Raw genomic sequence first — 25,637 nt, 5'->3', positions numbered from 1 at the left:
CACTCCCTGGCTGTGCCGGAGGTGATGCGGGGTGAAGGAGTGGAGCAGCGGCGGTGGCTCGGGGAGATGCCGCCATGAGAAGGGCCATTAACCTGGCGCGGTCAAATCTGCTATGGTGGGCCTCGCAACCCAGGCGAGGCCTTTGATGAAGCTAAAGTCTTCCATCTTTTTCAAGCTGCTGGTTTTCATCCTGCCCTTGGTGTGCCTGCCCATCGCCCTGGTGGGCTACTTCGCCATCCAGGCCTCGGTGGACCGGGTGAACCGCCTGGTGCGCCAGGAGCAGATGGTGCAGGTGGAGTCGGCGGCCAAAAAGATCGACGACGTGCTGCACAACACCCGCATCGACCTGACCACCATCACCGGCCTGCCCCTCATCGAACAGTACAACCTGGCCCGGTCTTTTCGCCTCCGGGCCGAGGCCGAGTTCAACCACGACAACATCGTGCGCCTGTTCAAGGACTTCCTGGCCCGCACCCCGTCGTACTGGCAGCTGCGCTACATCGACGGCAGCGGCCGGGAGCTGATCAAGGTGCGCCGGGGCGGGGGAGGGGAGCTGGCCTCCGTGGCCGGGCAGCCCTTCTTCGCGGCGATTAAACAGCACCCGGCCGGGAACATCTATTTTTCGCCGCTCACCGAATCCAAGGCGCGGGGCGGCTATCTCCTGCGCTGCGCCAAGGCCACGGCAAACCCCTGGGAGCGCTTCACCGGGGTGGTGGTGATCGACCTGGACTTCGAGCGCATCACCGCCATCGTGCGGGCCATCCACGTGGGGCACAAGGGCTACGCCTTTTTGGTGGACAGCGAGGGGCGCAACCTGGTGCACCCGCAGCAAGCGCCCTACAGCCTGGGGCCGGAGAGCGGCCCGGCCAGCCTGCGCGACATGCTCGAGGATATGACCAAGGGCGGCACCGGCTGGCAGAGCTACCACTTCGAGAACGAGGACAAGGTGGCGGCCTACGCCCCGGTGCCCGAGCTGAAGTGGTCGGTGGCCGCCACCATCCCGGTGAAGGAGTTCCGCCAGGAGGCCGACGCCATCCGCACCCGGGTGTTGCAGGTGGTGGTGATCGTGCTCATTCTGGCCGTGGCCGGGGTGAGCATACTCTCCTACAACCTGCTCAAGCCGGTGCGCAGCCTGGCCGCGGCCACCGAGCGCCTGGCCGAGGGCGGCCAGGCCCAGGAGCTGCCGGTCACCTCCCGCGACGAGCTGGGCGAGCTGACCAGGGCCTTCAACCGCATGAGCCGCAACCTGGAGCGCACCCGCGACGAGCTGGTACGCAATGAGAAGCTGGTGAGCCTGGGGCGGCTCTCGGCCGGCGTGGCCCACGAGATTAGAAACCCCCTGAGCGCCATGGCCGGGGCCATGGTGCACCTCCAGCGCCGCCGCCCCGACGATCCCCTGATAAGCGAATATGGCAAGATCATCAGCGAGGAGATCGAGCGGCTGGGCCGCTTTGTGACCGAGTTCCTCTACTTCGCCCGCCAGGCCCCGCCCCACCTGGCCCCCACGGACTTGAACAGCCTGTGCGCTTCGGTGCAGACTTTATTCGGGCCCGAGGCCGAAAAGCGGGGCATCCGGCTGCACAGCCTGTTGGACGAGGCCCTTCCCCGCCAGATGCTGGACCCCCACCAGATGGAGCAGGTGCTGGTGAACCTCATGATCAACGCCATGGACGCGCTACCCCGGGGAGGCTACGTGACCTTCACCACCGCCTGCCAGTTGCCCGCCCCCGGCCGGGAAGGCTGGGTGCGCCTGAGCGTGGAGGACAACGGCGTGGGCATCGCGCCCCAGCAGCAGGCCAGCATCTTCGACCCCTTCTTCACCACCAAGGACGCGGGCACCGGCCTGGGGCTCACCCTGAGCCTGGGCATCGTGCAGAGCCACGGCGGGGCCATGGAGGTGCTCAGCGCGGTGGGCAAGGGCACCACCATCAGCATCAAGCTGCCCTTCCGCCCCGCGCCTCCGGAAGAGGAGGCGGCCCATGCCTGAGTCCAAGAAGATCCTGGTGGTGGATGACCGCATCAACGCCCTCAAGGTGCTCATGGCCATCCTGGCCGACGAGGGCTATGAGGTGCTCGCCGCCACCAGCGGCGACGAGGCCCTGGAGCTGTTCAAGGAGCACCCGGACCTGGCCGTGGTGCTGGCCGATTTGAAGATGCCGGGCATGAACGGCCTGGAGCTCTACCGGTCCATGAACGCCCTGGGCGACTGCCCGCCCCTGGTGATCATGACCGCCCACGCCACGGCCACCTCGGCGGTGCAGGCGCTCAAGGAAGGCGTGTCCGACTATCTTTTCAAGCCCCTGGACTACGAAGAGCTCTCCATCGTCCTGGACAAGGCCATCCGCCAGCGCCGCATGTCCCGCGAGCTGGCCGACCTGCGCTCCCGGGTGAGCCCCGAGGGCTCCTTCCACGGCATCATCGGCGAAAGCCCTTCCATGCAGCGCATCTTCGACCTGGTGCGCACCGTGGGCCCCACCGACGCCTCGGTGCTGATCCACGGCGAGACCGGCACGGGCAAGGAGCTCTTGGCCCGCGCCCTGCACGCCGAGAGCCCCCGCGCGGCCGGGCCCCTGGTGTGCATCAACTGCGCGGCCCTGACCGAGACCCTCCTGGAGGCCGAGCTCTTCGGCTACGTGAAGGGGGCCTTCACCGGGGCCAACAGCGACAAGAAGGGCCGTCTGGAGCTGGCCCACGGGGGCAGCCTGTTCCTGGACGAGATCGGCCACATGAGCCTGGGCCTGCAAGCCAAGCTCTTGCGCTTCTTGCAGGAGCGCACCTTCGAGCCGGTGGGGGGCAACACCCCGCGCCGGGTGGAGGTGCGTCTGCTGGCCGCTACCAACCTGGACTTGGGCCGCCACATCAAGGCGGGCAAGTTTTTGGAGGACCTGCTCTACCGCATCGAGGTGATCGCCCTTAACCTGCCGCCTCTGCGCGAGCGCAGCGAGGATATCCCTCTTTTGGTGGAGCACTTCCGGCGGCGCATGGCCGGGCGCTACTCCAAGGCGGTGGTGGGGGTCAGCCCCGGGGCCATGCGGGTGCTCCTGGAGCATCCCTGGCCGGGCAACGTGCGCCAGCTGGAAAACGTCATGGCCCGGGCGGTGATCCTGAGCAAAAACCAGCGCCTGCAAGCCGAGGACTTCGACGAGCTGACCGGGGGAGCCCCGGCCGCGCCCGGAGCCGGGGTGATCACCGGCCTGCCCGAGGAGGGGGTGACCATCAAGGAGGTGGAGCGGGAGTTGATCGCCAAAACCATGGCCAAGTGCGGAGGCAACAAGAGCCAGGCGGCCAAGCGCCTGGGCATCTCGCGCAAGGGGCTTTACGAGAAGATCGAGCGCTATGGCCTGGAAGACGGCGACTAGACTGCTGGGCCTGCTGCTGGTCCTGGCCGCGCTGGCCGGGCCGGCCGGGGCCGCGCCCCGTGAGGTGGTCATCGGGGTGCCCACCAGCCTATCCATGCTGGAGGGCCGCGAGAGCCTCATGGCCGTGCGTCTGGCCGTGGCCGAGATAAACGCCGCGGGCGGGGTGCGGGTGGGAGCGGACCGCCTGCCGCTCAGGGTGGTGTCCGCGGACCTGAAAGGCGCGGACACCGGCGTGGCGGTGGAAAGCGCGGTGGGCGCCTTCCGCCGCTTTTTGGACACGCACCACCTGCACGCCCTGGTGGTGGGGCCCTTCCGCTCCGAGGTGCTCCTGGAGAGCATGGGGCTCATCGCCGAGAGACGCCTTCCTCTGCTGGGCAGCATCGCCATGACCCCGGTGTCCGAGGCCCTGGTGCTCAGGGAGCCGGCCAACCGCTTTGTGTTCCGGGTGGGGCTCAACGCCCGCTATTTGGTGGACTATCTCATCAGCAACATGCGCTTTTTGAAGCAGCGCTTCGGTTTTAAAAGGGTGTACATCCTCAACCAGGACGTGGCCTGGGCCCGCACCACCGCCTCCATGATGCTGCGCCTGTACTTTCGGCGGGCGGGCTGGGAGGTCCTGGGCCAGCGCACCTACCCCAGCACGGCCAGCGACTTCAGCGGGGCCCTGGAAGAGGCCCGCGCCCGGGGAGCCCAGGCCCTGCTGTGCATCTTCGACTCGCCCTCCAGCGGCCGCCTGGCCTATCAGTGGCGCCACCTGCGGGTGCCGGCCCTGCTCTGCGGCTTCATCTCGCCCATCGTGGGGCCCAGCGCCTGGCAGGCCTTTTCCGGCCAGATCGCGGGCAGCCTCAACGTGATCTTCGAGCTGGGCAACGTGCCCTCCACCCGTTACGAGGCTGCGGCGCGCTTTTACCGGGCATTTGCCAAACACTACGGCCGCCCGGTGCAGTCGGGCCACGGCCCGGCCCCCTCCTACGAGGCGGTGTACATCCTGGCCCAGGCCATCGAGCGGGCCGGAGGCCTGGAGCCCGAGGCCATGGTCAAGGCCCTGGAGGCCACCGACCGCCAGGGGTGCATGGGCCGCATCACCTTCACCCACGGCCACCAGGCCATCTTCGGCGACGACCCCGCCCGCGAGGCCCTGGCCGCGGTGATCCAATGGACCCCTTCGGGCAAGCGGCGAATCGTGTTCCCCCCGGCCATCGCCGAGGGCGACGTGGAGCTGCCCGCTTTCGTGCCCGGCCCCTGATGGTGTTACCAAACTTCCCACAAGCCGCTTTTACCGTTACATAGCTTCACATACCCCGGAAACCGCCCTGTTTAGCCACTAAGTAGCTACGCCGTCGGCGGGCCACCTGGCCGCTCCAGCCTAGGTGTAACCATAGGTTACAAAAGGCCTCTTTGGGCCGTTTTGTAGAAAAGCCTTTAAATACAGAGAGTTGAATAGCATTCAGCGGGGTGGACCGCTAATTGCATGATATTGGAACAACGCCCCGGGCATTTTTACGACCACAGCATGGTACGGGCGTCCAAAACGCGGACAACAGGTCTTTAGAGTTTTTTAACCTCACAACTAAAGGGAGGGACTTTAGATGAGGAAATTGACCTGCATTTTGGCCATTACCATGCTGATGGCCGGGCTATTGCTGGCTCCGACCGGCGCCCTGGCGGCTGACAAAGTCGTCCTTGGGGTGACCACTTCCTTGAACTTCCTGGAAGGCAAGGAAGCCAACAACTCGGTGAAGATGGCGGTTGAAGAGATCAACAAGGCCGGCGGCGTGAAGGTCGGCGGCAAGATGCTGCCCTTTGCCATCGAGTCCATCGACATCCGCGACGCGGCGCCCGGCGTGCCCGTGCCCGAGGCTCTGTTGGGCATCGAAAAGCTGATCCTGGAAAAGAAGCCCAACGCGCTGGTGGTGGGCCCCTTCCGCTCCGAGGCCCTGCTGGCGGCCATGGACATGCTCTCCAAGCACAAGGTGCCCCTGCTGGGCACCATCGCCATGAGCCCCAAGACCGAGGCCATGGTGGCCAAGAACCCCAAGTATAAGTACGTGTTCCGCGTCAGCCTGGACGCCAAGTATTTCGTCGGCTACATCGCCGGCGTCATGGGCTTCATGAACAAGGAATTCGGCTTCAAGAAGGTCTTCATCATGAACCAGGACGTTGCCTGGGCGCGGGCCACCGCGGGCATCATGACCAAGATCTTCAAGGGCAAGCTGAAGTGGGACGTGGTCGGTCACGAGACCTTCCCCACCGGCGCCAGCGACTTCGCCCCGGCCTTGATGAAGGCCAAGATGAAGGGCGCCCAGGTGATCATGCCGGTGTTCGACATGCCCCAGAGCGGCATCCTGATCAAGCAGTGGAAGGCAATGAGGATTCCGGCGGTCATGGCCGGCTTCATCAGCCCCATCACCGGCCCCACCGCCTGGAAGACCTTTGACGGCAAGATCGGCGGCGTGGTTAACTCGGTGTTCGAGCTGGGCAGCATCCCCAGCGCCAAGTATCCCCCGTCCAAGAAGTTCTACGACGCTTACCTGGCCAAGTACGGCAAGCCCATCGAGGCCGGCCACGGCCCGGCCCCGGCCTACGCCTCGGTGTACCTGCTCAAGGCGGCCATCGAGAAGGCGGGCAGCCTGGACCCGGACGCCATCGTGGCGGCCCTTCGGGCCACCGACGCCGAGGGCGTGATGGGCCGTATCAAGTTCACCAAGGGCAACCAGGTGATCTACGGCAAGGACCCGACCAAGGAGGCCCTGGGCTGCTTCTTCCAGTGGACCGACGACGGCAAGCGGGTCATCGTCTATCCCCCGGCCATCGCCGAAGGCAAGATCATGCTGCCCAAGGGCATGAAGTCGGCCAAGTAACGCTCTAACCGGTAACCGACGCCGGGGAGAGGGAGCACCAGTTCCCGCTCCCTCCCCCGGCTCCCCGAGAACCCCAGTTGGGCCGGGCCCCACGCGCCCGCGCCGGCGAGGTACGGACTTCCCATGCTGCAAGGCACCCTGATTTACGGCTTTATCAACAGCGTCATCTTGATGCTGGTGGCCCTGGGATTCTCGGTCACCTTTGGCATCAGCGGAGTGGCCAACTTCGCATACGGCGCGCTATACGTCATGGCCGGGTATCTGACCTGGCTGGGGCTGCACTCCCTGGGCCTGCCCTTCTGGCTGGCCGCGCCGGGAGCGGTGGCCATCACCGCTGGGGTGGCGGCCATGATCTACTGGTTCATCCTCCTCCGGGTGCGCGGCCTGGTGGTCAGCGAGGTCATCGCCACCTTCGGCGTGGGCCTGGCCATCCTGGAGCTGTTCCGCTACCTGGGCTTCATCGGCTTCGAGTACACCCTGCCGCCGCTGATCGACGCCTCGGTGATGATCGGCGACACCTACGTGGACGCCCAGCGATTGTGCATCGTGGGCGCGGGCATCGTCCTGGCCGCCTTCCTGTGGTTCTTCACCCACTACACCAAGACCGGGCTGGCCTTCCGGGGCATCGCCCAGGACGAGCGCACCTCGCTCACCCTGGGCATCAACGCCGACAAGGTGGCCGCCTGGTCGGTGGCCTTCGGCGCGGGCTACGCCGCCCTGGCCGCCCTGGTCATCCTGCCCCTGGGCACCATCGCGGTCAACGAGGGCTACAACGTGCTGGTCAACGCCCTGGCCGTGTGCATCGTGGGCGGCCTGGGCTCCACGGTGGGCATCATCGTGGCCAGCTTCCTGATCGGCTTCGCCCAGATCCTAACCGCCACCTACCTGGAGACCTCCTGGATGATGATCGTAAGCCTGGTGGCCATCCTGGCGATCCTGGTGATCAAGCCCTCCGGGCTCTTCGGTCACCAGAAGCAGCTTGAGGAGCGCATCTGATGGCACAGCGTAGGGAGAGAATAGACCGGGGCATCAAGGTACGCTCCGACGACGTTTTCGCGCTGACCTCCTGGCGGGAGATGGCCTACCTGGCCGCCCCCAGGGTGTTTCCGGTGTTGGCGCTGTTCATCCTGGTACTGGTGGCCAGCGTTTACTGGGAGCGGGTGCTGGTGACCACCTGCATGTTCGCCCTGTTGGCCATGAGCTGGGACATCCTGGCCTCGGCGGGCATGGTCTCCCTGGGCCAGTCCCTGTTCTTCGGGATCGGGGCCTACATCGCCGGCACTCTGAACTATTATTTAGGGATTTCCCCCTGGCTGACCATACCCATCGCCACTATCGGCGGCGGGCTGGTCTCCACCCTGGTGCTCTTGCCGGTGCTTCGGCTCCGGGGCATCTATTTCGCCATGGTCACCATGATCCTGCCTCTGATGATCGAGCGCATCGTCGAGGCCACCAAGATCTTCGGGGGCACCGAGGGCATCAGCGGCATCAAGACCCTGGGCAGCGTGCACATCGAGTTCGTGGTGGCCGCGGTGGTGGTTTGGACGGCCCTGTTCGGCTTCCGGCGCATGATGAGCACCGACTACGGCCTGCTCCTGAAGGGCATCAACGACAACGACCGGGCGGTGATGAGCGCGGGCATGAACATCTACTACTACAAGGCCCAGGCCCTGTTCATGGCCTCGTCGGTGGGAGCCTTCGCCGGGGCCTTCATGACCCACGCCTACCAGTTCGTGGGCATGCCGGTGTTCGCCCTGGACTACTCCATCATCCCCATCGCCTCGGTGGCGGTGGGCGGGGCGGGCACCCTGGCCGGGCCCATGCTGGGCAGCTTCATCCTGGTGCCGCTGTCCGAGCTTCTGCGCGGGCTGGGCGGCCTCCGGGTGGTCATCTACGCGGTGATATTGGTGGTGTGCACGGTGGGCCTGCCGGAGGGCGTCTTCCACTACCTGTCGCGCAAGTACAACCAGTTCGAGCGTTGGGTGAAGGTGGAACGATGAGCGCGGAAACCATCCTGCAAGTAAACGACCTCTCCAAGAACTTCGGCGGGGTCAAGGCGGTGGACGGGGTGAGCTTCTCCCTGAAGCGCAACGAGGTGCTGGGGGTCATCGGCCCCAACGGCTCCGGCAAAACCACCCTGGCCAACCTCATCACCGGGTTCGTGAAGCCCAGCCGGGGCAAGGTGGTTTTCGAGGGCAAGGACATCACCAAGCTGCCGCCTTACAAGGTGGCCGACCTGGGGATCGCCCGGTCCTTCCAGATGGTCAAGCCCTTCTACCAACTGCCGGCCTTCAAGAACCTCAACGTGGCCCTACTCTCTCCGCGCCTCCGGCGGCTTTCCGGCGGGCGCTACGGCGACCGCGACGCCATGGCCAAGGACCTTTTGGAAGAGGTGGGCTTCGAGCGCGACTCCTGGGTGATCACCCACCAGGCGGCGAGCCTGCCCCACGGCTACCTCAAGCGGCTGGAGCTGGCCAAGTGCATGGCCTTGCAGCCGGAGATCATCGTCCTGGACGAGCTGTTCTCCGGCCTGTCCCTGGCCGAGGTGGCCTCCATGGTGCCGGTGATCGAAAAGCTGGTGGCCCAAGGCAAGACCCTGGTGATGATCGAGCACCGCCTCAAGGAGCTGTTCCGCATCGCCGACCGGGTGATCGTGTTGAACTTCGGGCAGAAGATCGCCGAGGGCGTTCCCGCCGAGGTTATGGAAGACCCCCAGGTGCGCGGCGCCTACCTGGGCAGCGAGGCGGAGGAATAATCGTGCTAACGGTCAAGGACCTCATCGTCTTCTACGAAAACGCCATCGCGGTCAACGACCTGTCCATGGAGGTCCGCGAGGGCCAGATCGTGGGGGTTATCGGCTCCAACAGCGCCGGCAAGACCACCCTGATGAACACCCTCAGCGGCCTGATCTGGGACATGCTCATCAAGGAGCAGCGCAAGGGCGGCGAGCGCATCACGGTGATGGGCACGGTGCACTTCATGGGCGAGGACATCAGCAAGCTGCCCGCCTTTCGCCGGGCTCAGCAGGGCATCGTGCTCTGCCGCGAGCGCCATCCGGTGTTCCCGGACTCCAGCGTGGTGGAGAACCTGAAGATAGCGGGTTATCTGCGCAACCGGGCCGAGGTGAAAAAGGGCATCGAACTGAGCTTCGACCTGTTCCCCAACCTGGCCCGCCACCGCAGCCGCAAGGCCGGCTTCCTCTCCGGAGGCGAGCAGCAGATGCTGGCCATCGGCATGGCCATGATGGTCGGCCCCAAGCTGCTCTTGTTGGATGAGCCGCTGTTGGGCCTCAGCCCGGCCATGCAGACCCAGGTGGTGGAGGCCATCAAGGACGTGCGCCGCCAGACCGGGGTCACTTTGGTGATCGCCGAGCAGTTCGCCCGGCCCCTGTTGCCCTGGCTGGACTTCGCCTACGTCATTGAGAACGGCATGCTCACCCTGACCGGGCCCGGGCCCGAGCTGATGGACAACCCCGAGATCAAGAGCGCCTACTTCGGCGTGTAGAGGATACAAGCTATGAAGCCTCCGGTGGAGCTGAGCACGATTCCCCAGACCTTTGACCGGGTGGTGGCCCTGGAGCCCGACAAGCCGGCCGCCTGGTATCTGGGCACCCCGTTCACCTACGAGCGCCTCAAGGACATGGCCGACCGCTTCGCGGGAGGGCTGATAAAAAAGGGCATCGCCCCGGGCGACAAGGTGATGCTCTATCTGCCCAACTGCGTGCAGTGGCTGGTGGCCTGGCTGGGCATCCAGAAGGCGGGCGCGGTGGCCGTGCCCATCACCCCCATCTACACCCCCTACGACGTGGCCTACATCGCGGGCGACACCGGGGCCAAGGCCATCGTGTGCACCGACCGTAACTACGGCTACGTCAAGCGGGTGATGAAGGAGCATCCCTTCCAGGCGGTGGTGGTCTCCGGCATGGCAGATGTGTTGCCCGGGTTCAAGCGCTTCTTCGGCTGGGCCTTCGACAAGGTGCCCAAGGGGCGGGCCAGCAAGGAGGCCCACACCACCTGGCTGGTGGACCTGATCAAGGGCTCCAGCCCGGCCCCCCCGGTGGAACGCGACCCGGACGACATCGCCGAGATCATCTACACCGGCGGCACCACCAAGCACCCCAAGGGCGTGCCAATCACTCATAGGCTGTTGCTCAACTGCGCCCACGAGCAGATATCCACCAGCGCGGCCCTGTTCAAGGTGCGCGAGAACATGGTCATGGGTGCGGCGCCCCTGTTCCACATCCTGGGTCAGACCACCGGTCTGGGCACCATCCTGGTGCACGGCGGCTCCATGGTCCTGCAACCCAAGGTGAACCTGGACGCCATGATGGACGCGGTGACCCGCCACAAGGCCACCACCTTCGTGGGCGTGCCCGCTCTGTACCGCATGATCCTGGAGCACGACCGCCTGGAGCTTTACGATCTCTCTTCGCTGAAGTACTGTTTCTGCGGAGGCGACGTTTTGCCCCAGGACGTGGCCTCCCGCTGGAAAGAGCACTTCGGCTGGCCCATCTACATCGGCTACGGGGCCAGCGAGACGGTGGGCGGCGTGTGCATGAGCCCGGCCGACCGCGAGAACCCGGCCGGTTCCATGGGCCTGATCCTGCCTTCCAAGGATGTTCGCATCGTGGACCCGCTGGACATGAGCCAGGTGCCCGACGGCGAGGCCGGCGAGCTCTTGGTCCACTCCGACCCCATGGTGGACGCCTATTGGAACAAGCCCGAAGAGACGGCCGAAGCCTTTGTGCAGATCGAGGGCAAGACCTATTACCGCACCGCCGACGTGGTGCGCCGCGACGAGGGGGGCTACCTCTACTTCGTGGACCGCACCGTGGACACCATCAAGCACAAGGGCTACCGGGTCAGCGCCTCCGAGGTGGAGTGCGTGCTCCAGGACCACCAAGCGGTGGTGGCCTCCTGCGTGGTGGGCATCCCGGACGAGAAGGTGGGCGAGCGCATCAAGGCCTTCGTGGTGCTCAAGAAGGACATCAAGGGGATCACCGGCTATGATCTCATCTCCTTCTGCCGCGGCCGCCTGGCGGGGTACAAGATTCCCCAGTACATCGAGTTCCGCGACATGCTGCCCAAATCCAAGGTGGGCAAGCTCCTGCGGCGCGAGGTGCGCGGCGAGGAAAAGAGCCGCCGCGAGGGTTAGGCGGCCATGAGGGCCGGGCCCGCCCAAGCGAGGCGGCCCGGACCCTGGGCCATCCGGGGCCTGGCCCTGGTTTTGGCCATGGCCGTCCTGGTGGTGTGGTCCGGCCTGGCCGCCCGCTTTTTACTCAGCCATCAGGCCGGCCTGGTGTATCATGCGGCCCTGCGGGCGGTGGAGAGCCGCCTGCCCGCGGGCGCGGGGCATGACCAGGCCCTGGCCGCGTTGCGCGATTACGTGCACGCCCTGGTGCGCCCGGTGGGCCGGGAGCAAGACCTGGGCCCGGTCAGGGTTCTGCTCAACGGCAAGGGCTGGTGCGACCAGCAGTGCGACATCTACCTGCGCCTGGTCGAGCCCTGGGGGGTGCGCGGCTGCCTGGCTTTTCTGCAAGACGCCCAAGGCAAAAGCCCGCACAGCGTGGCCCTGCTGGCCCCCGGAGCGGGGCCTACCCCGGGTTGGCCCGGCCTACGCGGCGGAGCCATGGTGGTGGACGTCTATTACGGCGTCACCTTCCAAGGGCCGGGCGGAGAGCCGGCCTCGCCGCAGAACATCTGCGCGGGGCGCTACCAGCCACGCTTGAAAGAAGTGGACCGGGATTGGTTCTGCCGTCCGCCCCGCCTGGCCCTGTGCAACCGGCCCCTGGCCGGATGGCCCGCGCCCCGGCGCTGGCTATGGCGGGCCTGGGGCTGGCTGCCCGCCTCTTGGGAGCGGGGGTTGATCAGCCTGGCGGTGGCCACCCTGCCCGGGCTGGAGGAAGCCCAGCGCGCCTACTTGCAGGCCCGGGTGGAGCACCTGACCCTGGGCGGCGAAAAGGCGCGGATTGCCTACGCCGACGTTGAGCGGCGCTATCCGGACACGCCCTGGGCGGCCCTGGCCGCCTACTATGGCCGCGGTCCGGCAAAACGATGATCTGTTATCGGCCGCATGGCCCTTGTCAAAAGAGAGGCTGACATGGATTTCGAGCTTAGCGAGGAACAACGCCTGATCCAGGAAACCGCGCGGCGCTTTGCCCGCCAAGAGATAGCGCCCATCGCCGCCGAGTACGACCGCGAAGAGAAATACCCCACCGAGGTGTGCCTCAAGGCGGCCGAGGTGGGCCTGGTGGGCCCCACCATCCCCGAAGAATACGGCGGCGCGGGCTACGGCTTTTTGGAGCAGGCCCTGATCACCGAGGAGCTGTGCCGGGTGGACCTGGGCGTGGGCCAGTGCGTCGAGGCCCGCTCCTTCGGCTCCCAGCTGATCCACTTCTACGGCAGCGAGGAGCAGAAGCAGAAGTTCCTGCCGCCCCTGGTCACCGGCGAAATGGTGGCCGCCGGGGCCTTCAGCGAACCGGACGCGGGCACCGACGTGGCCGCCGCCCGCACCAAGGCGGTGCGCGAAGGCGACGAGTTCGTGATCACCGGCAACAAGATGTTCATCACCAACGGCACCATCTGCGACTACTACCTGGTCTTCGCCATCACCGAGCCCGAGGAGGCCGGCCGTTACGCCCGCCACAGCACTATCATCGTGGAGGCCGACCGGGAGGGGGTGAGCGCCAACAAGATCCACGGCAAGATGGGCATCCGGGCCAGCGACACCGCCGAGGTGAGCTTCGAGCAGGTGCGGGTGCCGGTGGCCAACCTGGTGGGCGAGGCCGGACACGGCTTCCACCAGCTCATGCACTTCTTCGACGTGACCCGCACCGCCGTGGCCGCCGAAGGCGTGGGCCTGGCCCAGGGCGCGTTGGACTTGGCCCTCAAGTACACCCAGGAGCGCATCGCCTTCGGCAAGCCGCTCATCGTGAACCAGGGCCTCCAGTTTCAGCTGGCCGAGATGGCCACCCGCATCGAGCTGGCCCGCCTGGCCTGCTACAAGGCGGCCTGGCTCATCGACCAGGGTAAGCTGGATCCCAAGCTCAACGCCATGGCCAAGTACTACGCCGGCGAGACCGCGGTGTGGGTGGCGGACAAGGCCTTGCAGATGCACGGTGGCTACGGCTACATCGATGAGTACGATATCCAGCGTTTCTATCGCCACGCCAAGATTCTGGAGATTTACGAGGGAGCCAAGGAGGCGGAGAAGATCACCATCGCCCGCCGCTTGGTTTAGGCCGCCGCCTTAGGGCAGGTTAAGGTCGTAGTTCAAGATTAGCTGGTACTGCTGGGTGTCGCTTGCGCCGGGGCCGCTTTGCTCCACATGGGCCCCGCGCAAGCGCAGCCAAAAGCCCTGGAGCGGACCTTCCAGTGGGCGGTAGTCCACGGTGAGGTCCGCTTCGCGCTCGTCGGGTTCGGAACTGGGGGTGCTGCCCTGAGCATAGTTGGCAAAGGCGCTCCAGCCTTTTAGGCCCAGCCGGGCCAGGTCGTAGGACAGCCCGGCCACCCAGGCCCTTTCACCGGCCTGGTTGAAACTCTGCACGATCAGCGAGGTGAAGCCGGGGTAGCCGCCGTAGGGATGGATCAGCCCGGCCTCCGGGTCCACCTCGGTGTAGGCCACCGACAGCACCGCTCCGGCCAGGCCGGCATGGAGCTGCACTCCCCAGGCGTTGCTGGTGAAGGGGCCCACCAGTTGCTCGCCCACGCTGCGCTGGTCGGTGTATTGCAGCGACAGCTTGTACTCCAGCGGACCCAGACGGTTCTCATAGTCCGCCTCGGCGTAGAGGGTGTTGGTCACCTCCCAGGAATACTGGTTCACGAACCCCACCTTGAACCCCGGCAGGGGGGATAGAACCAGCCCGCCCAGGGACAGCCCCTCGTCGCTGCCCGCCGCGCCGGCGGCCTGAGACATGCTCACGAAGCTGGCGGCGTCCCGCTGCTTTATGCGGGTCACCTGGGACAAGATGAAATGGCAGACCGGCCAGGTCTGGCTGAGAAGGGTGTAGGCCTCGAAGGTGTTGGGGATCATCTTGCTGTCGCGGCGGTTCAGGAAAGGCAGGTCAAAGCTTTGCCGGAACAGGTACAGGTCGGTCTTTTCGATTAGCCGCACGCGAAGGTAGGCCAGGCCCAGCACGGTGATGCCTTCGCCGTCTGGAGAGAGCAGTAGGGTGGGCAGGTCGTTTTGCGGAGCGTAGAGGGGCTGGGTGGTGTACAGGCCCAGGCCCACTTGCAGCCGCTGGGCCAGCCACCCGGAGGTGTACTCCGCCCGGCCCCCCAGGGCCCAGTCCCGGCCCAGGCCGCCGGGGTCGCTGTGGGTATAGAACACAAAGGAGCGCAGGTTCAGGTGCAGCTTGCTGTCGCGCCAAAAGGGCGGCAGATCCTTCAAATTCTCCTCTAATTGTACGCGCAGGCCTTCTGCCCGCTCCGGGGCGAAAAGGTTGCTCAGGGGGGTGGGCCGCTGGTAGACCGAATCCGGGATGGTGATCTCGTCGGTGAGGTAGCCCGGTGTGGCGGCGCGCGCCCGGCCGCCCGGCCCCGCCGACAGGCAGACCAAAAGACAAGCCAGGGCCATGACCGAACAAAAGCGGGGACGGGACGGGGCCATCACACCTCGGGCCGCAGGTTGAGGCCGTGCAGCACCCAGCGGGTGGGGTGGCGCTCCAAGAGGCACAGCCCGCCATAGCCGATCTCCAGGCTGAGCAGGCGGCCCAGGGGTATGCCCAGCACGGCGCAGACCAGGGCGCGCATCACCCCGGAGTGGCTCACCACCAATACGTCGCCTTCGCCTTGGGCCAGGGCCTCCAGGGCGGGCAGGGCGCGGGCGGCCACCTCGGCGAAGCTCTCGCCGCCCTGGGTGCGGTGCTGGGCCAGGTTGGCCCCGCGCTGCTCCCATTCCCCCGGGAAGCGGGCCTCGATCTCCTCGTGGCTCAGACCGGTCCACTCGCCCAGGGACACCTCGCGCCAGGCCGGGTCTTGGCGCACCGGCCGCCCATTCGCCACGATCTCGGCGGTCCCCACGCAACGCGACAGGTCGCTGCACACGATCTCGCGGAACTGGTGCCCGGCCAGCTCGCCGCGCCACCACCCGGCCTGGGCGCGGCCCAGCTCGGTCAGGGGCAGGTCGGCCTGTCCCACCATGCGGCGCGGCTTGCTCTGGGTTATTTCGCCATGCCTGAGCAGATAGATCATGTCTGTTATTCCCCCAAGCGCAGGTCCAGGCCCGCCAGGATCTCATCCAGGCCGCGCCCCGTGGTTTGCTCCACCTCTTGCACCAGGCCCCGCGCCCTGTCCCGGCGGCGCATGATGGCCGCGCGCACCTCGGCCTCCAGGCGGGGCGCGCCCAGCTTGCCCGCGAAGCGATCATCCAAATCCACCAGCCTGCTGCCCGCCACCAGCTTGTCGGCCAAATGCACCAGGGCTGCCTCGTCCAGGGGCGCCCCCTCCGGCAGGTCGATGTGGGCCGCGGCCAGAGGCGCCACCTTCGCATAGCCCAGGTCATGCAGCATGGCCGCGCCTGCCTCGGCGTGGCCCGGCGCGCCCTTGGCCACGTCGTGCAGCAGGCCCCCGGCCAGGGCCAGGCGCTGGTCCAGCCCGTGGCCTGCCGCGTTCAGGGCGTTGGCCAGGGCCAGGGCCACCGCCCCGACCGCCCTGCAATGGGCCACCAGCTCGTCATTGGCCCCGGCCACCTGGCTCAGCAGGGCCAGGCACTCCTCCCGGTCCGGCACCGCGCGGCCGGGCAGCTCGGCCAAGAGGCCCTCATACTGCTGGGGCGTGTCCAGATCGCGCAGCACGAAGCGGTCGGCCACGGGCACCGGCACGGTCAGCTCGGGATTGGCCAGCCAAAAGCCGCGCAGCCCGCCGGATCCGTCCCAGGCGGCGATGGCCGGGGCCAGGGTGGCATCGATGAGCGGGGGGTGGCCGGGTTCGCCTTGATAAGAGGGCAGGAGCACCGGCCCCAGCCCGCCCGCGCGGGCGGCCAGCAGGCGGCCCAGGGTGTGGGGCCGCACCAGGGGTATGTCCACGGGCAGCAGGAAGAAGGCCTCCGTGCCGGGGGGCAGGGCGGCCACCCCGGCCTGGATGGAGGTGAACATGCCCTCGCCGTGAGCCGGGTTATGGATCGGCAGGGCCCCCAGGCCACGCGCCACGGGGGCCAGCTCCTCGGCCCGGTTGCCGGTGATCACCAGCACCGGATGGGCGCCACTGTCCTGGAGCAGGCCCACCACCCGGTCCAGGACGCTGAGGCCGCCCAGGTCCAGCAGGGGTTTGAAGCGGCCCATGCGGCGAGAGGCTCCAGCGGCCAATACGATGGCGGCCAGACCGGGCTTGGGCGCGGGGGTGGGGTTGGAGGTCATTTTTTCAGCCTAAACCCAGGACGCGGGGCTGCAAAGCACATTCAGGCGACTTATTATTTTATATGACGCCGCTGCCCCGGCGGGCCCATGAACCCAGGAGGAAAAGACATGTCCGATGCCATTCACGTTGTATGCCCCGCCTGCGCCGCCACCAACCGCGTTCCCCCCGAGCGCCTGGCGCAGGGGCCGGTGTGCGGCCGTTGCAAGGGCGAGCTGTTGCCCGCCCATCCGGTGGAGGTGAACACCGCCACCTTTCAAAAGATGATGAGCTCCGAGTCCCTGCCTCTGCTGGTGGACTTCTGGGCCGCCTGGTGCGGCCCCTGCAAGATGATGGCCCCGGCCTTTGCCCAGGCCGCCGCCAAGCTGGGCCCTGCGGTGCGCCTCATTAAGGTGAACACCGAGCAGGAGCAGGCCCTGGCCTCCTCCCTGGGCATCTCCTCCATCCCCACTATGATCATGTTCCGGGGCGGCCGCGAGATAGCCCGCACCTCCGGGGCCCTGCCCGCGGAGAGCATCGTGCAATGGGCGCGGTCCAACCTATGAGTCCCGCCGTCCCTTGTACTCCAGACCCATGAGGCTCACGTCGTCGGCCGGGGGCCGTCCCCGGCCGAAGGCCAACAGCTCCTGCCACATGCCTTCCAGCAGGGCCGACACCGGCCGGGCGGCGCGCCGCTCCAGATAGCGCAGGAAGCGCTCCATGCCGAACAGCTCTTTGCCGGGCTCGCCGTACTCCACCACCCCGTCGGTGTAGAAGATGAGCTTGTCGCCCGGGGCCAGTTGCAGGCTCTCTTCCTCGAAGGGAACCGCCCCGTCCAGGCCGATGAGGGTGCCCCCGGCCTCCAGCTGCTCCTGGCCGCCCCCGGCGCGCATCAGGATGGGCGGAGGGTGGCCCGCGCTGGAGTAGGTCAGGCGGCCGCTGTTCATCTCCAAGAGCATGTACACGATGGAGAAGCTCTTCTCGAAGCGCTCCAGGGGGTACTCCCGGTCCAGGATGGCCAGCACCTCGCCGGGCGGGGTCACCCGCACCCGGCCGTCCTGGTCCATGCGCATCACGTGTCCGCTGGCCGGGTCCAGGGTCTCGTGCACCGAAACCGTGACCAGGGCGGCGGGCACCCCGTGGCCGGCCACGTCGAGCATGTACAGGCACAAGTGATCCGGCCCCAGGGGTTGGGCGTGGAACAGGTCGCCGCCGATCACCTCGCTGGGCGCGAACTTCCAGGCCAGCTCCAGATGGGGGAAGCGGGGCAGGTTGTAGGGCAGCAGGGTGCGCTGGATGCCGGCCGCCGCCTTCAGGTCCTCGTCCAGGCGACCCTGCTTCTCCAAAAGTTCCCGATTCACCGCCTCGGCCTCTTCCTTGGCCTGGCTCAGCTGGGCCTGAGCCTGCTTCAGGGAGGTGATGTCCGTGCTGATGCCGCAGACGCCGTAATTCACCCCCCGGAGGTCGCGCAGGGGGAACTTGGCCGAGAGGTAGGTGTGCAGGCCGTCGTCCTGGGGGGCTTGCTCCTCGCGGTGCAGGGGGCGGCCCTTGGCCAGCACCTCCTTGTCGTTCTCGCGGAACTTCTGGGCGATGGGCGCGGGGAACAGGTCCGCGTCGGTCATGCCCACCACGTCGGCCTGGGGGATGTGGAACAGCTCCTCGTAGCGCCGGTTGATTAGCAGGTAGCGCCCCTCCAGGTCCTTCAGAAAGATAACCGCCGGGGAGTAGGTGAGGATGTCCCGGAGGCGCTGCTCGCTCTGGGCCAGGGCCCGCTGGGCCTGGCGGTGGCGCACCTGGGCCCAGGCCAGGAACCAGCAGATGATGCCCGCCACGAACAGAACCACGGTGAGCAGCTGGGTGAGCTGCATCAGGTAGATGCCCACCGCCGCGTCCACCTGGGCCTCTGGCACCAGGGAGACGATTTTCCACCAAGGATGGCCCGAGCCCTCCACGGGCGGGCGCACCGTGGCCCAGGTGAACAGGCCGGCCTTTTCGAAGAACTGCCCTTGCTCCTCGCTGGAGAGCCGCTGCCAGGCCTGGGGCCAGGTCTCGGCAAAGCCGCGCTCCTTGTTCTGGCTCTCCCGGTTGGTGGCGTCGGCGATCATCAAGCGCCGGCCCTCCTGGCCCAGGAGCATGCTCATGCCCCGCTCGGGGCGCAGGCCGGCCAGCTTCTTCAGGGCGCGCGCGGCCTTGTAGTCCATTACCACCAGGCCCAGGCGCACGCCCAGCTGGCTGAACACCGGCGCGGCCACCCGGATGATCGGCTCCAGGGCCGACGAGCTGTTGAGGACCAGGGGGGAGATGTAGACCTGGCCCGGCTGCAAGGCCAAGGCGCGCTGGACCCAGGGGCGGTCGGCCAAATCCACCGCCAGGCTCTCGGGGGTCAGGTGGGCCCGGCCGCCCCGGTAGTCCACCCGCACCAGCTCGGTGCCCTTGGTGTCGATGAAACTGATGCGCCCGTACATGCGGGTGGTTTCGGCGAAGCCCATGAACTCTTCGCTCAGGCGGCGCAGGGCGGTGAGGGTGGGGGGGGTGGGCCAGTCCCGGAGCAGATGGTGCTGGGCCTGCACCAGGGTGTCGGTTACCACATCCTCCAGGATGGTGGCCAGGGTCTCCCGCTCCAGCTGCACCTGGTTGTGCTGCTCGCTCATGAGCAGGCGCCGCTCGTTGTTGGCCTCGATTTGATAGAAGATATAGACAGTTATGGTGAGGAAGGCGGCCACGGGGATGAAGAGCAGCACAAAGCGCACAAGGGTGGCCCAGAGGCGGCTTTGGGCGTCAGGCTGGTTGGGCGGCATGGCCTTGGAGGCGATGTCGGCCATGAATTTCATCTCCCAGGCTGTGCTAGACTTTAAAGCATAAACAGCTTAACCCAGGCGGGTTCCCGGATACAGACCTTTATCACACACTTGATGCCTGGGGCTGGGAGACACCTGCATGAACTTGGATCACAAGGTCCTGGGCGATGTATTGGTGGTGGCCCCACGCCATGAACGCCTTGACGCCAGCGTGGCCGGTTCCCTCAAGCAAAAGCTCCGGGATTTCGTGGAAGACGGGCATCACAAGGTGGTGCTGGACCTGGAAACCGTGCACTTCATGGATTCCAGCGGCCTCACTGTGATCATCTCCACCCTCAAGGCCCTGGACGGCAAAAAGGGAGAGCTGGTGGTGTGCGGGGTGGATGAAAACCTGGGGTCCTTGTTCCATCTCACCCGCCTGGACAAGGTGTTCCGCATGTTCCCCGATGCCGCCCAAGCCACCCGCGCCCTGCAAAGCTGATCTCGGATAGCCAATAGAAAAGGGCGGCATCGCCTGCCGCCCTTTCCTTATTTCTCGTGCCCCGGAGCCGGGGCCTCGCCCTTGCTTTTGCTTCGCCTATCCCCTACAGCCCCTTGGAAGCCATGAAGGCGGCCAGGTCCGCCACCCGGCAGGAATAGCCCCACTCGTTGTCGTACCAGGCCAACACCTTGGCCAGGTCGCCTTCCAGCACCTGGGTGAACTCCAGGTCCACGATGGAGGAGTGCGGGTCGCCCTTCAGGTCCATGGACACCAGGTGCCCCTCGTCCACGGCCATGATGCCCTTGAGGCTCCGGGACGCCGCCTGCTTGAGCGCGGCGCGCAGGCCCTTGGTGTCGGTGGGCTTGGCCAGCTGGGCGGTGAAATCCACCAGACTCACCGTGGGGGTGGGCACGCGCACCGAGCAGCCGTCGAAGCGCCCGGCCAGCTCGGGGATCACCAGCCCCAATGCCCGCGCCGCGCCGGTGGAGGTGGGGATCATGTTCAGCGCCGCGGCCCGCGCCCGCCGGAGGTCCTTGTGGGGCAGGTCCAGGATGCGCTGGTCGTTGGTGTAGGAGTGCACCGTGGTCATCAGGCCCTTGACGATGCCGAACTTCTTGTGCAGCACCATGGCCGGCGGGGCCAGGCAGTTGGTGGTGCAGGAGGCGTTGGACACGATGTAGTGCTTGGTCTTGCGGTAGTCGCGGTGGTTCACCCCCATGACTACGGTGAGGTCCACCTCCTTGCCCGGGGCGGTGATGATCACCCGCTTGGCCCCGGCCTCCAGATGGGCCTCGGCCAGGGGCCCGGTGCGGAACAGGCCGGTGCCCTCGATCACCAGCTCCACGCCCACCTCGTCCCAGGGGATCTGGGCCGGGTCGCGCATGGCGAAGCTGGTCAGGGGCGAGCCGTCGATGACGATGGCGCCCTTTTTGGCCTCCACCTTGCCGGGCCAGCGGCCGTAGTTGGTGTCGTATTTGAACAGGTGGGCGTTGGTTTCCGCGTCGAAGAGGTCGTTGATGGCCACCACTTGAAGCTCGTCGGGGTGGCGCTCCAGGACCGCTTTTACCACCTGGCGTCCGATGCGGCCGAAGCCGTTTATGCCGATGCGCACCATGGGATCGTCTCCCTTAGTTGTCGTCCAGGCGGTACTCGTGGGCCACCAGGAGGTTGTAGTCGGTTTTCAGGGCCCGGTGCAGGCGGGCGTTGTCCAGGGCGATGGCGCTGAGGTTGGCCGCCGCCTCCAGGAAACGCACCTCCTGGTCGGTCCACTCCCGCTTCTTGTCCGAGTAGACCCGGATGACCCCGATGGTCTTGCGCCCCGCACGCAGCGGCAGCACGCAGATGGAGCGGATGCCCTCGGCCTTGGCCCGGGCGCCGTACTGGAAGGCCGGGTCGCTCTGGGCGTCCATGAGGCACACCGCGCCGCCAGACAGGGCCTGTTTGTCCAAGCCGCTCTTGTCCACCAGCACCTTGCCCTTGCGCACATAGCCCTGGGACAGGCCGTGGGCCGCGCCCATGACCAGCTCCTTGCGCCGGTGATCCAGCAGGCGGATGGCGCAGGCCTTGGCGCCCAGGGCCTGGCTCACGCTCTTGACGATCTCGCCCAGCACCTTCTTGGGGTCCAAGGAGGAGTTGACCACCTTGGCCACCTGGTACAGGGCCTCGAAGTAATCGGTTTTTTTGCCGGCCATGCCAGCCTCCCTCTGTGTCTTTGGCGGGAAGCCCCCGTGGCTGCCCATATTAATCATCCTGCCCCAGGCGCACCTTGGGCGCAATAGCAAGAGCCGCCCCGGAGGGCGGCTCTTATCGCAACGTAACCGAATTGATCCCTTAGAAGCGCGTCCTTATGCCGGCCCAGAAGGCCCGCCCCTCGCCCGGGAAGCCGCTATCGCTCTCGTAGTCCTTGTCCAGGAGGTTGCTCACGTAGCCGAACACCTCGAAGTTGTCCCAGAGAGGCTGGCTGAGCTTGAAGTTGGCCAGGAAGTAGCCGCTGTTGTCCAGCACCGCGGTGTCCGGGCTGGAGGGAGTGGGCAGCTGGCTGTACTGCGAGCCGATGTAGACCCCGATGAAGTCCAGCCGGGTGAGCAGCTTGGGGATGGTGTACTGCACCTTGATGTCCAGCTTGTTCTCGGGCGCGTTCACCACGTCGTCAGTCACCCGGTCGTCGCTTTCGTCCTTGGCCTTCAGGAAGGTGTAGCCCACCTTGATCATCAGGCTCTCCCAGGGGTTCAGCTCGCCGATGAGCTCAAAGCCGTACATGCGGACCTTGCTGTAGTTGTGATACATGGAGTCCGGATAGGGGCCGTCGCGGGAGATGCGGTCGTCGATGTCGTTGTAGAACACCGAGGCCTCGCCGTAGAAGATCTTGCCAAAGGGGCGGGACACTCCCAGGGTGAAGTTGGTGCTGTGCTCCGGGTCCAGCTCGATATTGCCGCTGCGAGAGCCGAAGAGCTGTTGCAGGGTGGGAAAGCGGGTCTTTCGGGCCACCGAGCCGAAGAGCCTGGTCTGGTCCCCGAAGGTGTAGGTGGCCCCCAGCATGGGGTTGAAGCTGTCGCTGGTGCCGGGGGTTTCCAGGTCGTCGGTGCCGGTGTAGTTGCCGCTCTTGTCGGTCTCCACGCTCTCGGCCTTGGTCACGTTGAACCAGTCGTAGCTGATGCCCGCGATGATCGCGAAGTTGTCCCAGGGCTTCCAGTCGTTCTGCAGGCCCGCCGAGCCGGTGTAGGAGAAGCTCTCGGCAAAGGGCAGATAGGAATCGTCGCGCTGCTTGTGGCTGTCGCCCCGGTAGTGCAGGGAGAAGCGCAGGGTGTCCTGGGGCACGATCTCCCAATCGCCGAACAGGGCGCCGCCGGCCACGTAGTCCTTGTAGCGGCTTACCGCGATCACCTCGCCGTAGTTCTTGTCCGCGTAGCTGGTGTAGTCGTCCATGTGGTTGTGATAGAAAAGCTTGCCGCGCAGGGCGAAGTTCTTGGCGATGCCCTGCTCGCCGCTCAGGTCCAGGCCCCAGTCCTCGTACTTGCTCATGGTGCCGTACTGCGAAAAGGCGGGGCGGCTGGGGTAGACCATGTTGGAGATGGTGGAGGGCGGCATGCCCCAGTTGGAATCGATGTAATAGCCGCTCAGGTAGTAGGCGGAATCCTTGGCCAGCTCCAGGCCCATCTTGCCCCATACGCTGGTCTGGTTGAAGCCGGAGTTGAGCCGCTCGCCCTCGCCCTGGATCACCTCCCTGGTGGTGCCGCCTGGCTTCTTGATGGTGCTGCCCAGGCTGGGGCTGTAGTCGTCGGAGAGATACCAGCCGTCGGCCTCGCGCTGGTCCACGTTGATCCAGTACTTGAACTTGCCCAGGCTGTTGCCGTGGGAGGCGTTCAGGTGGTAGGCGCCGTCCTCGCCGATCTCGGCCAGGGCGTCCAGGGAGGGTTTGAGGCCCTGCTTCTTGGTGATGATGTTGATCACGCCGGCCATGGCGTTGGGGCCGTAGAGCACCGAGGCCGCGCCCTTGATGATGTCGATGCGCGCCACCATGCTTGTGGGAAGCTGGTTGAGGTTCAGCTTGCCGTAGTTGGTCTCATAGTAGGGCACGCCGTCGATGAGGATCAGGGCCTCGTGCTGGTTGAAGCCGCGAATGCTCACGCTGGGCTCGTTCTTGCGGCCATAGCTCACCACCACGCCCGGGGCATAGGACAGGGCCTGGGGAACGGTGAGGGCATGGCTGTCGCTGATGTCCTCGGCGGTGATGGAGTAAACGTCGGTGGTCTGGTTGACCTCGTCGCCCTGGCCGGCCACCACCACCTCGCCCAGCTGATAGACTTGGTAGTCCTTGCCCGCCGGGGCCTTGGCCATCTGCTCCGGAGCCTCGGCCATGGCCGGCGCGGCCCACAGACAAAGGGCCAAGGCCATTCCCCAAGTAATTTGTTTGAATTTCATTTTGCGCCTACCTCGCCGGCAAAGCGGCCCCCGCCTTGCCCTGTTGTCTAGGTTAACTGTTTTTGGCGGCCCCGTTGGCGGGCCCGCTTCGCCAGGTGACCGCCGCCAGAGCCGCGTAGAGGAAAATCCACAGCCCATAGGCGACGAAGAAAAGGGTGGTGAAGGGGTTGTGCACCACGGCCAGTTGGATGCCCACCGGCGGCGCGCCCTTGCCCGTGGGGGCGTGGAAATCGGTGAGAGTGATGCGCAGGCCCTCCAGCTCCACCGGCTCCAGGATGCGCAGCTCGCCGCGCCACAGCTCGCGGCCCTCGCGGCTCAGGCGCAGGCGGGCCCAGTTGTGCTCGCGCTGAAAGCCCTCCCGGGTCCACACCCAGCGGGCCTTGCGATAGGGCAGGTTAAGGGCTGAGCGGTCGCCCACAAAGGCCATGTCCTCCAGCTCCAGGCGAAGGCCGCCGGGCAGGGCGGCCGCCTGGCCGGGCACCAGGCTCAGACCCTCCTGCTTGTGGCCCAAGACCATCTCGGCCCCGTGGCCCAACAGCACCACCAGCATCACCAGATGCACCAGGGTGAGCAGCCATCCCTTGAGCGCGTTGCCCGAGCGCAGGCGGGGCCACAGGCGGGTGATGGTGCAGGCCCCCAGGTTCAACAGCATCAGCCCCACGCCCAGGCACAGGGCCAGGAACCACAGCGGGGCCGAGGGATGCTCCCAGGCCGGGCCCAGGAGCCAGTCCCGGATGAGCATCCGGTTCATGTCCACGAAGGAGGCGGCCAGGAGCTTGGGTTGGCCCAGGATGACGCCCACGCCCAATAGGATGATGAGGCCGGACAGGGTGTACATGGTGAACTTGAGTGAGGATAAACGCTGCATCAGGATTCCATGAGCATGTGGGTCATGAACAAGGCCACGCTGACCAGGCCGGGCAGTGCCTGGGCCGTGGCCCGCAGGCGGGGCCGGGCGGCCCAGGCGGGGGGCAGGTGGGCCGCTCCGGTTACCAGCAGGAAGAACATGGTGGCTTCCAGGAAATTGGCGTTCCAGCACCAGTAGTCGCCCAGCCACAAGAGCCGCCAGGTGAAGCCGCTGAACTCTCCGGCCAGGAAGACCGCCGTGCCCACCAACAGAAAGTTCCGCGACCAGCGCAGGAGGCTGGTGCGGTCGCTGGGCTCGGCCCCCAGGGAGGCCAGGGCGGCCATGGCGGCGTGCAGGAACACGGCCAGGCCCGCCACCCGGAAGCTGAAGAACAGGCGCGACCAGAGGTGCTCGTACATGTACCAGTCCGGGTAGAGGCGCAGTCCGGCCAGCAGGGCCACGGCCAGCACCACCGTGGCGCCGCCCCAGGTCCACAGGCACAGGCGCCGCCGGGCCTCCGGGCCGCCGCAGGGCAAAAGGGCCAATGCGCAGAGCCACAAAAGCAGCAGGGCCGCGGTCTCATAGGCCCCGGCCAGAGGCGGGCGGTTCAGGACTAGGCCGAGCGCCGCGATCTGGGCCAGGGACAGGGCGGCGAGACCCCAGCCCGCCGCGCGCCAGGCCCATTGCGGCCCGCGCCAGGCCAGCAGGGCCGCTGCCATGCAGGCGGCCAGGGAGGTGTAGTAGAGCCAGGGGAGCAGGGCGCTCATGGCCGGGCCCCAGACCGGGAGCCGGAGTAGGCCCCGGGCGTGATTAGGTGGTGTGCTTGGGTCATGTTGTCCCGGGGCCTCCGGCTGGTTTCGCTATAGTATGCAAAAGATAACGATGCTCTAAAAAACCCCGCGCCGGGAGGTGTCCGCCCGCGCGGGCCTTGTCTTGCGATATATTAATTAAAAAATAACGATAGGCAAGAAAAATCTTCGCACCCCTTTTGCGGCCCCCACCTTTACTCGCCCGGCGCTTGCTTTCATAATTTCTAGAT

General features: G+C 66.5%; 22 protein-coding genes. 13 read left to right on the top strand and 9 right to left on the bottom strand.

All coding sequences use genetic code 11. From position 1 onward, the window contains the following. Positions 1 to 145 precede the first annotated feature (145 nt). From KQH53_13545 to KQH53_13495, 11 genes are all read left to right on the top strand, one after another. A complete protein-coding gene (locus KQH53_13545; GenBank protein ID MCB2227697.1) occupies positions 146 to 1,987 on the top strand; it encodes a HAMP domain-containing protein in 1,842 nt (613 codons plus the stop codon). After that, positions 1,980 to 3,359 carry a sigma-54 dependent transcriptional regulator gene (locus KQH53_13540; GenBank protein MCB2227696.1) on the top strand — a complete coding sequence of 460 codons (1,380 nt, stop codon included), beginning with the start codon at positions 1,980 to 1,982 and terminating at the stop codon, positions 3,357 to 3,359. The genes KQH53_13545 and KQH53_13540 overlap by 8 nt, the downstream gene beginning before the upstream one ends. After that, complete coding sequence (locus tag KQH53_13535) at positions 3,337 to 4,605, top strand: ABC transporter substrate-binding protein (GenBank protein MCB2227695.1); 1,269 nt, start codon at positions 3,337 to 3,339, stop codon at positions 4,603 to 4,605. Before KQH53_13540 ends, KQH53_13535 begins: the two co-directional genes overlap by 23 nt. Positions 4,606 to 4,948: 343 nt before the next feature. After that, positions 4,949 to 6,220 carry an ABC transporter substrate-binding protein gene (locus tag KQH53_13530; protein MCB2227694.1) on the top strand — a complete coding sequence of 424 codons (1,272 nt, stop codon included), beginning with the start codon at positions 4,949 to 4,951 and terminating at the stop codon, positions 6,218 to 6,220. Between the two features lie 123 nt (positions 6,221 to 6,343). Next, positions 6,344 to 7,216 carry a branched-chain amino acid ABC transporter permease gene (locus KQH53_13525; protein ID MCB2227693.1) on the top strand — a complete coding sequence of 291 codons (873 nt, stop codon included), beginning with the start codon at positions 6,344 to 6,346 and terminating at the stop codon, positions 7,214 to 7,216. Beyond that, positions 7,216 to 8,220 carry a branched-chain amino acid ABC transporter permease gene (locus KQH53_13520; GenBank protein MCB2227692.1) on the top strand — a complete coding sequence of 335 codons (1,005 nt, stop codon included), beginning with the start codon at positions 7,216 to 7,218 and terminating at the stop codon, positions 8,218 to 8,220. The genes KQH53_13525 and KQH53_13520 overlap by 1 nt, the downstream gene beginning before the upstream one ends. Then, on the top strand, positions 8,217 to 8,975 hold the full coding sequence (locus KQH53_13515; protein ID MCB2227691.1) for an ABC transporter ATP-binding protein: 759 nt from the start codon (positions 8,217 to 8,219) through the stop codon (positions 8,973 to 8,975). Before KQH53_13520 ends, KQH53_13515 begins: the two co-directional genes overlap by 4 nt. A 2-nt stretch (positions 8,976 to 8,977) precedes the next feature. Continuing rightward, positions 8,978 to 9,724, top strand: a complete 747-nt coding sequence (locus KQH53_13510) for an ATP-binding cassette domain-containing protein (protein ID MCB2227690.1) — start codon at positions 8,978 to 8,980, stop codon at positions 9,722 to 9,724. Positions 9,725 to 9,736: 12 nt separating this feature from the next. Further along, complete coding sequence (locus tag KQH53_13505; protein ID MCB2227689.1) at positions 9,737 to 11,374, top strand: AMP-binding protein; 1,638 nt, start codon at positions 9,737 to 9,739, stop codon at positions 11,372 to 11,374. A gap of 6 nt (positions 11,375 to 11,380) precedes the next feature. After that, complete coding sequence (locus tag KQH53_13500; protein ID MCB2227688.1) at positions 11,381 to 12,277, top strand: hypothetical protein; 897 nt, start codon at positions 11,381 to 11,383, stop codon at positions 12,275 to 12,277. A 42-nt stretch (positions 12,278 to 12,319) separates the two neighbouring features. Then, positions 12,320 to 13,459 (top strand): acyl-CoA dehydrogenase family protein, encoded by a 1,140-nt coding sequence (locus KQH53_13495; protein MCB2227687.1) that lies wholly within the window; start codon positions 12,320 to 12,322, stop codon positions 13,457 to 13,459. A 9-nt stretch (positions 13,460 to 13,468) separates the two neighbouring features. On the opposite strand, the gene KQH53_13490 is transcribed toward KQH53_13495, so the two are convergent. From KQH53_13490 to KQH53_13480, 3 genes are read right to left on the bottom strand one after another with little or no spacing between them, the layout of a single operon-like run. After that, on the bottom strand, positions 13,469 to 14,827 hold the full coding sequence (locus KQH53_13490) for an OprD family porin (GenBank protein MCB2227686.1): 1,359 nt from the start codon (positions 14,825 to 14,827) through the stop codon (positions 13,469 to 13,471). Beyond that, positions 14,827 to 15,411, bottom strand: coding sequence for a histidine phosphatase family protein (locus KQH53_13485; protein MCB2227685.1), 585 nt, complete (start codon positions 15,409 to 15,411; stop codon positions 14,827 to 14,829). Before KQH53_13485 ends, KQH53_13490 begins: the two co-directional genes overlap by 1 nt. 5 nt (positions 15,412 to 15,416) lie before the next feature. Continuing rightward, positions 15,417 to 16,574 carry an NTP transferase domain-containing protein gene (locus KQH53_13480; protein MCB2227684.1) on the bottom strand — a complete coding sequence of 386 codons (1,158 nt, stop codon included), beginning with the start codon at positions 16,572 to 16,574 and terminating at the stop codon, positions 15,417 to 15,419. Positions 16,575 to 16,682: 108 nt separating this feature from the next. Between KQH53_13480 and trxC the strand changes: the two genes are divergently transcribed. Further along, on the top strand, positions 16,683 to 17,117 hold the full coding sequence (gene trxC, locus KQH53_13475; protein MCB2227683.1) for a thioredoxin TrxC: 435 nt from the start codon (positions 16,683 to 16,685) through the stop codon (positions 17,115 to 17,117). Here trxC and KQH53_13470 read toward each other — a convergent pair. After that, complete coding sequence (locus tag KQH53_13470; GenBank protein MCB2227682.1) at positions 17,112 to 19,373, bottom strand: SpoIIE family protein phosphatase; 2,262 nt, start codon at positions 19,371 to 19,373, stop codon at positions 17,112 to 17,114. The two genes, trxC and KQH53_13470, sit on opposite strands and share 6 nt — an antisense overlap. A gap of 115 nt (positions 19,374 to 19,488) precedes the next feature. On the opposite strand from KQH53_13470, the gene KQH53_13465 reads away from it, so the two are divergent. Beyond that, a complete protein-coding gene (locus KQH53_13465) occupies positions 19,489 to 19,830 on the top strand; it encodes an STAS domain-containing protein (GenBank protein MCB2227681.1) in 342 nt (113 codons plus the stop codon). A 103-nt stretch (positions 19,831 to 19,933) separates the two neighbouring features. On the opposite strand, the gene gap is transcribed toward KQH53_13465, so the two are convergent. The 5 genes from gap to KQH53_13440 all read right to left on the bottom strand — a co-directional run bounded on the left by gap (position 19,934) and on the right by KQH53_13440 (position 25,365). Beyond that, positions 19,934 to 20,944 carry a type I glyceraldehyde-3-phosphate dehydrogenase gene (gene gap, locus KQH53_13460; GenBank protein ID MCB2227680.1) on the bottom strand — a complete coding sequence of 337 codons (1,011 nt, stop codon included), beginning with the start codon at positions 20,942 to 20,944 and terminating at the stop codon, positions 19,934 to 19,936. Positions 20,945 to 20,957: 13 nt separating this feature from the next. After that, entirely contained in the window at positions 20,958 to 21,521 is a 564-nt protein-coding gene (locus tag KQH53_13455) for a GAF domain-containing protein (GenBank protein MCB2227679.1), read from the bottom strand. Positions 21,522 to 21,660: 139 nt separating this feature from the next. Further along, positions 21,661 to 23,751 (bottom strand): TonB-dependent receptor, encoded by a 2,091-nt coding sequence (locus KQH53_13450; protein ID MCB2227678.1) that lies wholly within the window; start codon positions 23,749 to 23,751, stop codon positions 21,661 to 21,663. A gap of 52 nt (positions 23,752 to 23,803) precedes the next feature. Beyond that, positions 23,804 to 24,619, bottom strand: a complete 816-nt coding sequence (locus KQH53_13445; protein MCB2227677.1) for a hypothetical protein — start codon at positions 24,617 to 24,619, stop codon at positions 23,804 to 23,806. Next, positions 24,619 to 25,365 (bottom strand): hypothetical protein, encoded by a 747-nt coding sequence (locus KQH53_13440; GenBank protein ID MCB2227676.1) that lies wholly within the window; start codon positions 25,363 to 25,365, stop codon positions 24,619 to 24,621. Before KQH53_13440 ends, KQH53_13445 begins: the two co-directional genes overlap by 1 nt. Positions 25,366 to 25,637: the final 272 nt, after the last annotated feature.

The organism is Desulfarculaceae bacterium (assembly GCA_020444545.1).
Lineage (GTDB): Bacteria > Desulfobacterota > Desulfarculia > Desulfarculales > Desulfarculaceae > Desulfoferula.
This window is presented reverse-complemented; position numbering and strand designations above follow the sequence as displayed.

Coding starts and splice junctions, on each gene's coding strand:
- gap (MCB2227680.1), bottom strand. CDS start 20,944: ATGGTGCGCATCGGCATAAACGGCTTCGGCCGCATCGGACGCCAGGTG.
- KQH53_13530 (MCB2227694.1), top strand. CDS start 4,949: ATGAGGAAATTGACCTGCATTTTGGCCATTACCATGCTGATGGCCGGG.
- KQH53_13535 (MCB2227695.1), top strand. CDS start 3,337: ATGGCCTGGAAGACGGCGACTAGACTGCTGGGCCTGCTGCTGGTCCTG.
- KQH53_13525 (MCB2227693.1), top strand. CDS start 6,344: ATGCTGCAAGGCACCCTGATTTACGGCTTTATCAACAGCGTCATCTTG.
- KQH53_13485 (MCB2227685.1), bottom strand. CDS start 15,411: ATGATCTATCTGCTCAGGCATGGCGAAATAACCCAGAGCAAGCCGCGC.
- KQH53_13440 (MCB2227676.1), bottom strand. CDS start 25,365: ATGAGCGCCCTGCTCCCCTGGCTCTACTACACCTCCCTGGCCGCCTGC.
- KQH53_13450 (MCB2227678.1), bottom strand. CDS start 23,751: ATGAAATTCAAACAAATTACTTGGGGAATGGCCTTGGCCCTTTGTCTG.
- KQH53_13455 (MCB2227679.1), bottom strand. CDS start 21,521: ATGGCCGGCAAAAAAACCGATTACTTCGAGGCCCTGTACCAGGTGGCC.
- KQH53_13540 (MCB2227696.1), top strand. CDS start 1,980: ATGCCTGAGTCCAAGAAGATCCTGGTGGTGGATGACCGCATCAACGCC.
- KQH53_13545 (MCB2227697.1), top strand. CDS start 146: ATGAAGCTAAAGTCTTCCATCTTTTTCAAGCTGCTGGTTTTCATCCTG.
- KQH53_13520 (MCB2227692.1), top strand. CDS start 7,216: ATGGCACAGCGTAGGGAGAGAATAGACCGGGGCATCAAGGTACGCTCC.
- KQH53_13505 (MCB2227689.1), top strand. CDS start 9,737: ATGAAGCCTCCGGTGGAGCTGAGCACGATTCCCCAGACCTTTGACCGG.
- KQH53_13465 (MCB2227681.1), top strand. CDS start 19,489: ATGAACTTGGATCACAAGGTCCTGGGCGATGTATTGGTGGTGGCCCCA.
- KQH53_13470 (MCB2227682.1), bottom strand. CDS start 19,373: ATGGCCGACATCGCCTCCAAGGCCATGCCGCCCAACCAGCCTGACGCC.
- trxC (MCB2227683.1), top strand. CDS start 16,683: ATGTCCGATGCCATTCACGTTGTATGCCCCGCCTGCGCCGCCACCAAC.
- KQH53_13495 (MCB2227687.1), top strand. CDS start 12,320: ATGGATTTCGAGCTTAGCGAGGAACAACGCCTGATCCAGGAAACCGCG.
- KQH53_13445 (MCB2227677.1), bottom strand. CDS start 24,619: ATGCAGCGTTTATCCTCACTCAAGTTCACCATGTACACCCTGTCCGGC.
- KQH53_13480 (MCB2227684.1), bottom strand. CDS start 16,574: ATGACCTCCAACCCCACCCCCGCGCCCAAGCCCGGTCTGGCCGCCATC.
- KQH53_13515 (MCB2227691.1), top strand. CDS start 8,217: ATGAGCGCGGAAACCATCCTGCAAGTAAACGACCTCTCCAAGAACTTC.
- KQH53_13500 (MCB2227688.1), top strand. CDS start 11,381: ATGAGGGCCGGGCCCGCCCAAGCGAGGCGGCCCGGACCCTGGGCCATC.
- KQH53_13490 (MCB2227686.1), bottom strand. CDS start 14,827: ATGGCCCCGTCCCGTCCCCGCTTTTGTTCGGTCATGGCCCTGGCTTGT.